Here is a 9,381-nt window from a genome sequence, read left to right as displayed (position 1 = left end):
AGCAGACGCCGCGGACGTGCGGCTCCTTGTTGAACTCCTGCTTCAGATTGGGCTTGTCCGAGCCGCCGGTGCCGTCGCCGCGACCGCCGTCTCCGCCCTGCGCCATGAAGCCGGGGATCACGCGGTGAAACGGTACGCCGTCGTAGAAGCCTTCGTTGGCGAGCTCGGCGATGCGCGCGACATGGTTGGGGGCGAGATCGGGCCGCAGCTTGATCGTCACGTCTCCGCCATCCAGCGTCAGCGTCAGGGTGGAATAATCGGCCATTTGCGGCTCCTCTGAGTGAAGGCGCGGACCTAGGGAGCGTGTGGACCAAGCGCAACGCCCGCGTTACAGGCGCCCGCTCAACCGGCCGGAGGAGGCGCCCATGAGCGAGACCGAACTCCGCAACGCCGACGCCGAGGCGGAAACCCAGCTGGACGAGGACGACCGGCTCAAGCCCGAGTTCGTCTCCCGCGTGCTGGAGGCGGCCGATGCCGGCGACAGCGAGGGGGTGCGCGCGCTGGTGGAGCCGCTCCACCCCGCCGACATCGCCGACCTGTTCGAGCTGACGCCCGAGGACCGGCGCGCCGAGCTGGCGACCGCGATCCCCGACCTGCTCGACGGCGACGTGTTCGCCGAGATGAACGACTATGTCCGCGAGCAATTGCTGGAGGCCTTGTCCCCCACCGAGCTCGCCGACATCGCCTCCGAGCTCGACACCGACGATGCGGTGGCGATCATCGAGGACCTCGACGCCGACGACCAGCGCGCGGTGCTCCGTCAGATGGAGCCCGACGACCGCGCCGCGATCGAGGAAGCGCTCTCCTATCCTGAGGAATCCGCCGGCCGCCTGATGCAGCGCGAGCTGATCGCGGTGCCCGAGCATTGGACCGTCGGCGACACGCTGGATTACCTGCGCGGCCACGACGACCTGACCACCGACTTCTGGGAGGTGTTCGTGGTCGATCCGGCGCACCGCCCGATCGGCACTTGTGCGCTCTCCTGGCTGCTGCGTACGCCGCGCAGCATCGCCATCGGCGACGTCATGCAGCGCGAGCAGACGCTGATCGAGGTCGACATGGACCAGGAAGAGGTAGCGCTCCGCTTCCAGAAATATGCGTTGATCTCCGCCGCGGTGGTGGACGGATCGGGGCGGCTGGTCGGGATGATCACCGTCGACGACGTGGTCCACATCATCCAGCAGGAGGCGGGCGAGGATGCGCTGCTGCTCTCTGGCGCAGGCGAGGGCGACATCAACGAGCCCGTCGTCGAAAGCTACAAGGCGCGCGTCCGCTGGCTGATCGCAAACCTGTTCACCGCGCTGGTCGCCTCCTCGATCATCGCGGCATTCGAGGGGACGATCGCGCGGATGGTGGCGCTCGCCACGCTGATGCCGATCGTCGCGGGCGTTGGCGGCAATGCCGGCACCCAGACGCTGGCGGTGACGGTGCGCGCGATCGCCACCAACCAGCTGACCGAATCGAACACCGCGCGCGCGATCGTGCGCGAGATCCGCGTGGCGCTGCTCAACGGTGCCACCATCGCGCTCATCATCGGCGTGGGCGTGGCGGCGATCTTCTCCAGCGCCACTTTGGGCCTGGTGATCGCGGCCGCGATGATGACCAACATCCTGGTCGCGGGGTTAGCCGGGGTGCTCGTGCCGGTGACGTTGGACCGGTTCAACGCCGATCCCGCGGTCGCCTCGTCGATCTTCGTGACGATGACCACCGATTCGATCGGCTTCCTCGCCTTCCTCGGTCTCGCCACCGCCTCTGGCCTGGGCGGCTGACGCTCCCCATCTGGGTGTCCATGCTGCATCTCACCAAGGTCGCGTTCGGGGTGACGAGCGTCGATCACTTGGCCGAACGCCTGCGTGCGCGGGCGGAGGCCGGCCCCGTCTCACTCACCACGCGCTACCTGCCCAAGCGTCACGAGGAAGTGGCGGGCCGGGGCTCGCTATTCTGGATCCACAAGCACATGCTGGTGGCGCGCTCGCCGATCCTGGGCTTCGGTGAGGCGGAGGGCGGGCGCGTGGCGATCCTGCTCGATCCGGCGCTGCGGCTGGTCGCGGCACGGCACAAGCGCGCGCACCAGGGCTGGCGCTACCTGGAGGCGGACGAGGCGCCGGGCGATCTGGCGGAGGGCGAGGTGCTTGACGCATTGCCGCCGGCGCTGGCGGGGAAGCTGGCGGCGCTGGCGCTGATCTGAGAGGCAGATGTGCTCCCGCGAAGGCGGGAGCCCAGTCCGGGTCCCCGCCTCCGCGGGGACACACACTTCAGTTCGAACGGATGTTGGTGTCGCCCACCCCACACGTCACCGGCCCGCCCGCCGGCGCGCGCACGGTGCACTTCGGCGACCCCGCCACCGTTACCCGGCCGAGCCCGGTGGAGGTGACCTGCGCCGCGAAGCGCGCGTGCGTGGCGATCTCGCCCGGCCCTTCCAGCCGGACCGTGGCATTGTCGGCGATCAGCTCGGGCGCGGCGATGGTGCCGGTGCCGTTGAGCGACAGGCGCGCATTGCCCGCCTTGCCCGCCAGCGTCATCGCGCCGCCGCCGATCAGCGTGCCGACCAGTTGCTCCGCCTCGACCCGAGCAACCTTGAGCGTGCCCGGACCGGTGACGGTGAGATCGACGCGCGGGCCCTTCATCGTGCTTGCCGCCACCTCGGCGCCGGCGCTGATCGCGATCGCGGCGAGGCGGGGAGTCGAGAGGGTGATCTCCGGCACCGTCGCCTTGGCGAGCCGCGGCTGCTCCGCCCAGCCGGCGCCGCCCATCCGCACCACCAGGGTGCCGCCATTGGCGGTGATCGACAGCCGGTCGAGCGTGCCCCGGTCCGCCCGCGCCTTCGCGCCCGGCGAGCCGGTAGTGACGGTGACCTTGAACGGCCCCTCCACCCGCACCCGATCGAAACTGCCGAGCGCGAAGCTGCGGTCGTCCGCCGCGGCGGGCGCGGCGGCGAGAGCGGAAAGGAGGAGGAATTGGCGCATCGGACGCGTCGTCGCATCGATGCGCGGAATCATGCAAGCGTTCAGCGGCCGCAGCGCACCGAGCCCGAGCCCATCTTGCTGGTCTGACAGCGCGCCCGATCGCCGAGATCGACATCGCCCGATCCCATGATCGAGACCTTGGCATCGCCGTCCACCCTGGCGCGGACGTTGCCCGAGCCGGCGATCGACACGCTGGCGCTGGTCGCGGTCAATCCCTCGGCGGCGACATCGCCCGAGCCGGCGATGTCGATCTTGAGCATCTCGGTGGAGCCGACGGCCCGGACATTGCCCGAACCGGCGATGGACAGCTCCGCGTCGCGGACGGCCAGCATGCCGACCGACAGGTTGCCCGAGCCGGCGAGGTCACCGACGAAACGAGCGCCCTCCGCGCGATCGACCGACAGGTTGCCAGAGCCGGCAAGCTCGGCGGCGGTGATCCGCGGCATGGTGACAAAAACCTTCACGCCATCGCCCGAGCTCCAGCTGAAGCCCGATCGCCGCTGCCGGCCGACCTTCAGCCGATCGCCGATCCGCTCGATCCTGAGCTTGGCGAGCTGCGCCTCGTCCCCTTCCGCGCGCACCGAAAACGCGGAGCCGACGCGGACGTCGACATTGTCCGGCCCGGCGAGTTCGACGGCGGTGAAGTCGCTGACGGCGAAGCTGCGGCTGGTGCCCGAGCCGGTCGGCTGGACGCCGGCGCCCTCATGGTCGTCGCCGCCAATATTGCCGCAGGCGGCGAGCGGAAGAAGCGCTGCGAAAACATAGGCACGCATGTCAGGTCCCCTGCTGTGTTGTTACACTAATACAGCAGGGGACCGGCCGGTGCAAGCCGAAGGCTCAGTCGCGGAATTCCTCGACGCGGCGGCCGAGCAGGGTCACCTCGACACGGCGGTTCTGCTGCATGCCCGCGGCGGTGGTGTTGGGCGCGACCGGATCCGCCTCGCCATGCCCGTCCACCGAGAAGCGCGCACGGGTAACCCCGAGATCGTCGAAGGCGGCGCGCACCGCATCGGCGCGGCGCAGCGACAGGCCCTTGTTGTACGCGTCGGAGCCACGCGAGTCGGTGTAGCCGTCGATCGAGACGCGCACGCCGGCATTGTCCCTGAGATAGTCGGCGAGCGGACGGAGCTTGTCGACCGCGCCGGGACGCAGGGTGGCACTATCGGTGGCGAACAGCACCGCTTCAGACAGCGTCATGGTCGCGCCACGCGCGGTCTGGCGGAAGCCATAGTCGCGCATCGCCCGGCGATCCCAACGGCCGGGCCGCGGCGCTTGGGCGAGCGGCGGCACCGGCGCAGGGGCGCGCAGCATCGGCCGGCGATCGTACACCTCCCAGTCGAAGCGGGCGCGGCGCGCGCCGGCGATCTCGATGAAGGCGCGGTTGGCGAGCTCGGCCTCTCGCGGCTGGACCAGGCCGTCGCGGTTGCGATCGAAGTTGCGCATCACGAAGGCGCGGCCGCGTTTGGTGGCGCGCAGCTCCGGAATCAGCAGCCGCACGCCCGCGCCGGCGAGGCGATAGTCGCGGCTGCCGGGGCGGCCGCCGGTCCAGTCCCATGGTCCCTGCGCGAGCGCGGGTGCGGCGGTGGCGGTGAGGGCCAGTGTGGCGATCAATGTCCTTGCGAGCATCTCATGTCTCCCTTCGAGCCCACCCCTGGTGCACGCCTTGGCGGGGCGGCGCTGAACGGAGGCTGGTGCGCGTCGAAAGCCGGCGTTCAGCCGAGCGCGATGCGCTGCAGATCGGGCGCGGCGTCGAACAGCGCCGGCTCGGTGCCCGTCATCCACACCTGCCCGCGCCCGGCGAGCCGCGCGAACAGCGCCGCGCGGCGATCGGGATCGAGATGCGCAGCGACCTCGTCGAGCAGCAGCACCGGCGCGCGGCCGGTGCGGTCGGCGACCAGCTCGGCATGCGCGAGGATGATCGCGAGCAGCAGCGCCTTCTGCTCGCCGGTGGAGGCCTGGGCGGCGGCGATCGCCTTGTCGACATGGGTGACGTGGAGGTCGACGCGATGCGGGCCGGCGAGCGTGCGCCCGGCGGCGGCATCACGGGCGCGGCCGTCGCGGAGCGCGCGGGCGAAGGCTTCGGGCGCGACCGGATCGCGGTCGAGCGCGAGCGCGGCGCGCGGGAAATCCGCCTCGTCGCCCAGCCGGTCGCCGAGCAGCGCCACCGTGTCGCGGCGTGCGGCGTCAAGCGTCGCACCCTCCGCCGCCATCCGCGCCTCCAGCGCGTCGAGCCAGCGCGGGTCGGGCCGCTCCTCGGCGAGCAGCCGGTTGCGATCGCGCATCGCCGCCTCGTAGCGGGTGGCGACACCCGCATGCGCGGGGGCGAGCGCGAGGGTGAGCCGGTCGACGAAGCGCCGCCGCTCCGAGGCGGGCTCGACGAACAGCCGATCCATCGCCGGGGTGAGCCAGAGCACCGACAGATAGTCGGCGAGCGTGTTGGCACCGGCGGCGGCGCCGTTGACCTTTACCACCCGCCGTTCGGGCGCATCCGCCGCGGCGCCGGTGGAAAGCGTGACGCCATCGGCCAAAGTCGCGGCGATGCCGAACCCGCCGGGCCCGTCGCTGCGCGCCACCGCCGACAGAACGGCGCGGCGCAGGCCCCGACCGGGGGCGAGCAGCGAGATCGCCTCCAGCACGTTGGTCTTGCCCGCGCCGTTCGGCCCCGCGATCGCGATCAGCCCCGGCGATCCCTCCAGCGTCAGCGCCGCATGGTTGCGGACATCGGTGAGGACCAGGCGCGCGAGCATCAGGCGGCCCTTAGGCGATGTGAGGATGGACGCGAAGGGACCCGCTTTCCCGTGATCCGCCGCTTACGAAGGCAGGACACGGGGAGAACGGTTATGCGGATCACGATGGCGGCGGTGCTGATGCTGGCGGGGTGCAGCGATGCGGTGGCGAGCCAGGAGCAGGCGTCCGCACCCGCTGCGCGACAAGCGGCGCGTGCCGCCAGAGACGGCACCGCGCCGGCCACCGCCTTCCGCACCGTCGAGGTGGTCGACCGGACGGGTTTCGGCCAGCCGATGATCGCCGCGCGCGCGTCGGTGCCTGCCGACTGGCGGGTCGAAGGCGGGATCAATTGGGACGACAGCACCAGTTGCGCGACGAATCGCATGAAGTTCCAGTGGCGCGCGGTGGCGCCCGACGGCGTCGAGGCACTGGAGCTGATGCCGGGCTTCGGCTGGCAGATGCCTTCCGCCGCGATCCCGATGAACCCCTGCCCTGTCGCCGGCATCGCCTCGGCGCGGCAGTTCCTCGACAGCGTCGCGCAGGCGATGCGCCCGGGCGCACGCATGATCGGCTATCGCGATCGGCAGGATCTGACGGCGGAGGCACGCCGTTCCGATCGCAACGGCTATCGCACCGAAGTGGGGGAGATGACGCTCAGCTATGCGGTCGGCGGGCGGCCGGTGGAGGAACAGCTGATGGCGGTCGTCTCGCTGAGCGGCGCGGGCGGCACTGCCGGCTATGTCAGCGCCTATCGCGCCCCGGCAGGGCAGCTGGACCGGGCGCGCGCGGACCGCATCCGCGGCTCGTTCAAGGGCAACCCCGAATACGTCCAGGCGATCGGCCGGCGCGGCATGGATGCGGTGAACCGCTTCGCGGCGCAGCAGAGCGCCGCCATCTCCTCCTGGCACAATGCGCGCATGGCCGAGATCAATGCCAAGGGCGCCGCCGACCGCGCCGCGATCCGCGCGCGCGGCAATGCCGAGACCAATGCGATCTATGCCCGGACCGCCGCCTCCACCGCGGCGACGAACGACCGCATCCATGAGTCGAACGTCCGTTCGATCCGCGAGGAGACGACCTGGACCAATCCCGCCGGACAGACCGTGCAGGGATCGATCCATGGCGGTGCGCGCGTGCTTGAGATGCCGGACGGCAGCTTCACGCGGACCGACGATCCCTATTACAACCCTGCCGGATCGACCGAATATTCGCCCGACTGAGCTCAGGCGGCGAGCGGCTGCTGGCGCTCCGCCTTCATGTAGGAGGCCAGCTCCTCGCCCAGTTCAGCTTGCGCACGGCGATACAGCACCGGCTCGCGGATGCCGAGCCGGCGGCGCGCCGCCTCGATCGGCTCGTGAAGCAGGGTGAGGTAATCCTCGCCCGAGATCCAGCGCGCGGCGCGACCGTGGCGATAGCCTTCCCATACCGCCTTGGCGAACAGGGTACCCTTGGTCTCGCGCAGGCTCTTCAGGCTCGCCGCCGAGGCGATCAGCGCCCAGCCGAGCCCGCCGACCTGCGCGTAGCTGAAGGCGACCAGACACGCCTCGCCGAGATGCTCGTCCGCCTTGTAGCCGGTCAGCACATGCCAGATGTCATGCGTGTCGCGCACACGGCGGCCGAACCAGGCGTAAGGGTGCGCCATATCGGTCTCGTCGGGCGCCAGCTTCGACACCTCGACCAGTCCGTCGGCGGAATAGCCGGTGCTCTCCAGGAAATCGCGATAGGCCGCGCCGACCGTGCCCGGCGCAAAGCTGGCCACGAACGCCGGATCGGAGAACGCCCGCGCGAGCTCCACGCGGTCATAAGCGATCCGTCCGCCCTCCTCCGTGGCGATCAGCCTGGCGAAATTCTCCGGGCTGTTGCCGACGTTGAGCGCCCGCATGATGCGGAACACCTGCGCGGTGTCGTCACCGTTCGCCAGCAGCTTGCGGATCGCGTCAAAGGCGGTGCGCCAGTCGCGGCGACCCGACGTGCCGGGAAACGGGGGAAGCTTGGCCATGGGGAAGACTCCATCCGGTACGGACACGACTATGGTCGCTACTGACATTCGTGTCAATAGAATTGATCTTGCGCTTTCGTGCCGGCATGCAAGGGGATGCTTCGGGCATGGGAGCCACGGGGGCACGGTATTCATGAAATACGAGGGAAGCGAGGCGGCCGACGTCTACCTCGGCACCGCAGCGGCGGATCTGATCGAGGGGATGGGCGGCAATGACACGCTGGGCGGACGTGGTGGCGACGACATCATCATGGGTGGTGCCGGCGCCGACGCGATCGACGGGGGCGAGGGAGACGACATCCTGTTCTCCGAGGCGGTCGATCGCGTTTCCGTTCAGGATTGGGAATGGACTGCCGTACAGCTGGACAATGCCAAGGCGCGTGACAGCCTGAATGGAGGCGCAGGTGACGACTTCATCGTCGCAGGTACGGGCGACACAATCGATGGCGGCGACGGGACGGACGAACTGATCCTCAGCCTGATCCACGAGCGCGCCGGGCTGACGCTGGACCTTGAAGCGCTGGTCGCGGGCATCGCCCTGTCCTGGGGCTCCACCACGATCGCGAACGTGGAACGCCTGTCGAAGCTGCGCGCAACCGAGTTCGACGACGAGATTCTGGTCGGCACGATCACCGGCGATCACGAGTCCGTCAGCATCTATGCGGGTGCCGGCGACGACCATGTGGTGAGCGCGTCCGCCGGATCGATTCACGGCGGGGATGGCGACGACGTTCTGGAAACGCGCGCGACCAGTTACGCTTTGTATGGGGATGGGGGGAACGACCGGCTGTCGGGTGCGGAGTCCTCTTATGGCGGCGATGGTGATGACGTGATCGTCAGCACCGAACGGGCAGAAGGCGGCGGCGGGAACGACATCATCACCGCGACCACGCGCAAGCCGACGAGCTACGAAATTGAGCTGGACGGTGGCACGGGCGACGATACGCTGACCGGCGGTTCGATCCGCAACCTGCTGGCGGGCGGCGCCGGCTCGGACGTGCTCATCGGTGGCAAGTCGGGCGACAGTATCGGCACCGCCGCGCGGATCGAGACCTTCAAGGATCCGCATCTCCAGCTGGACACCGGCACGGAGCGCGACCGGGTGGAAGCTGGCGCCGGCAACGACCTGGTCTCGATCGGCTTCGGCGACAGCGCCGATGGCGGCGCGGGGCGCGACCACCTCACACTAAGCCTCGCCGGCGCGACGCGCGCGGTGTTCGCGGACCTGACGGGTCTGACCGCCGGCGCTACCGTGACGATCGGCGGCGGCACGATCACCGGCTTCGAAAGCGCCACCGCGATCACCGGCACGGAGTGGGCCGACCGCATCATCGTCGGCGGATTCTCGTTCAACGGCGGCGATGGAGACGATCGGCTGGTCGCCGCCGGCACGGGCGCAAGCCTGTATGGCGAGGACGGCAACGACACGCTTCTGGTCAACGCTCAAGGGAGCATCTTCGACGGCGGCCGCGGCGACGACACTATCCGGGTGATCGCCAAGGCCAGCCAGCTGAACGGAGACCGCGGCAGCGACACGCTTGATCTGTCCGGCATGACCCGCGCCGTCGAGATGACCTTCAGCAGCAAGCCCGGCAACGGATCAACGGTGGGCTATATCATCGGCTTCGAACGGATCATCGGAAGCGGGCACGACGACATCCTGTACGCGAGTACCGGGACGATGACGCT

General features: G+C 69.8%; 10 protein-coding genes. 4 read left to right on the top strand and 6 right to left on the bottom strand.

Annotation, left to right across the window (positions count from 1 at the left end):
* On the bottom strand, window positions 1-265 hold a 265-nt coding region (locus tag ACFDTH_RS15570; RefSeq protein ID WP_375288477.1), incomplete at its 3' end, for a peptidylprolyl isomerase.
* A 100-nt stretch (window positions 266-365) separates the two neighbouring features.
* Between ACFDTH_RS15570 and mgtE the strand changes: the two genes are divergently transcribed.
* Window positions 366-1,769, top strand: coding sequence for a magnesium transporter (gene mgtE, locus ACFDTH_RS15565; RefSeq protein ID WP_375288476.1), 1,404 nt, complete (start codon window positions 366-368; stop codon window positions 1,767-1,769).
* Window positions 1,770-1,789: 20 nt separating this feature from the next.
* Window positions 1,790-2,188, top strand: coding sequence for a DUF1489 family protein (locus tag ACFDTH_RS15560; protein ID WP_375288475.1), 399 nt, complete (start codon window positions 1,790-1,792; stop codon window positions 2,186-2,188).
* Between the two features lie 67 nt (window positions 2,189-2,255).
* Here the strand turns inward: ACFDTH_RS15560 and ACFDTH_RS15555 are convergent, their stop codons facing one another.
* The 4 genes from ACFDTH_RS15555 to recF all read right to left on the bottom strand — a co-directional run bounded on the left by ACFDTH_RS15555 (window position 2,256) and on the right by recF (window position 5,713).
* Window positions 2,256-2,966, bottom strand: coding sequence for a head GIN domain-containing protein (locus tag ACFDTH_RS15555; protein WP_375288474.1), 711 nt, complete (start codon window positions 2,964-2,966; stop codon window positions 2,256-2,258).
* Between the two features lie 41 nt (window positions 2,967-3,007).
* Window positions 3,008-3,739, bottom strand: a complete 732-nt coding sequence (locus tag ACFDTH_RS15550; protein WP_375288473.1) for a head GIN domain-containing protein — start codon at window positions 3,737-3,739, stop codon at window positions 3,008-3,010.
* 64 nt (window positions 3,740-3,803) lie between these two features.
* Window positions 3,804-4,592: an OmpA family protein gene (locus ACFDTH_RS15545; protein ID WP_375288472.1), complete on the bottom strand. Its 789-nt coding sequence runs from the start codon at window positions 4,590-4,592 to the stop codon at window positions 3,804-3,806.
* 86 nt (window positions 4,593-4,678) lie between these two features.
* Window positions 4,679-5,713: a DNA replication/repair protein RecF gene (gene recF, locus ACFDTH_RS15540; RefSeq protein WP_375288471.1), complete on the bottom strand. Its 1,035-nt coding sequence runs from the start codon at window positions 5,711-5,713 to the stop codon at window positions 4,679-4,681.
* 93 nt (window positions 5,714-5,806) lie between these two features.
* On the opposite strand from recF, the gene ACFDTH_RS15535 reads away from it, so the two are divergent.
* A complete protein-coding gene (locus ACFDTH_RS15535; protein WP_375288470.1) occupies window positions 5,807-6,913 on the top strand; it encodes a hypothetical protein in 1,107 nt (368 codons plus the stop codon).
* A gap of 2 nt (window positions 6,914-6,915) precedes the next feature.
* On the opposite strand, the gene ACFDTH_RS15530 is transcribed toward ACFDTH_RS15535, so the two are convergent.
* Window positions 6,916-7,692, bottom strand: coding sequence for a Coq4 family protein (locus ACFDTH_RS15530; protein WP_375288469.1), 777 nt, complete (start codon window positions 7,690-7,692; stop codon window positions 6,916-6,918).
* 133 nt (window positions 7,693-7,825) lie between these two features.
* Here ACFDTH_RS15530 and ACFDTH_RS15525 point away from each other — a divergent pair.
* The coding region (locus ACFDTH_RS15525; RefSeq protein WP_375288468.1) for a calcium-binding protein at window positions 7,826-9,381 on the top strand (1,556 nt) is incomplete at its 3' end.

The organism is Sphingomonas sp., assembly GCF_042096255.1.
Taxonomy (GTDB): domain Bacteria; phylum Pseudomonadota; class Alphaproteobacteria; order Sphingomonadales; family Sphingomonadaceae; genus Sphingomonas.
The sequence above is the reverse complement of the archived record's forward strand: the minus strand, read 5'-3'. Positions and strand labels throughout refer to the sequence as shown.

Excerpts from the sequence above, each read along its gene's own strand:
- ACFDTH_RS15530 (WP_375288469.1), bottom strand. The coding sequence starts at position 7,692 with ATGGCCAAGCTTCCCCCGTTTCCCGGCACGTCGGGTCGCCGCGACTGG.
- ACFDTH_RS15555 (WP_375288474.1), bottom strand. The coding sequence starts at position 2,966 with ATGCGCCAATTCCTCCTCCTTTCCGCTCTCGCCGCCGCGCCCGCCGCG.
- mgtE (WP_375288476.1), top strand. The coding sequence starts at position 366 with ATGAGCGAGACCGAACTCCGCAACGCCGACGCCGAGGCGGAAACCCAG.
- ACFDTH_RS15535 (WP_375288470.1), top strand. The coding sequence starts at position 5,807 with ATGCGGATCACGATGGCGGCGGTGCTGATGCTGGCGGGGTGCAGCGAT.
- recF (WP_375288471.1), bottom strand. The coding sequence starts at position 5,713 with ATGCTCGCGCGCCTGGTCCTCACCGATGTCCGCAACCATGCGGCGCTG.
- ACFDTH_RS15560 (WP_375288475.1), top strand. The coding sequence starts at position 1,790 with ATGCTGCATCTCACCAAGGTCGCGTTCGGGGTGACGAGCGTCGATCAC.
- ACFDTH_RS15550 (WP_375288473.1), bottom strand. The coding sequence starts at position 3,739 with ATGCGTGCCTATGTTTTCGCAGCGCTTCTTCCGCTCGCCGCCTGCGGC.
- ACFDTH_RS15545 (WP_375288472.1), bottom strand. The coding sequence starts at position 4,592 with ATGCTCGCAAGGACATTGATCGCCACACTGGCCCTCACCGCCACCGCC.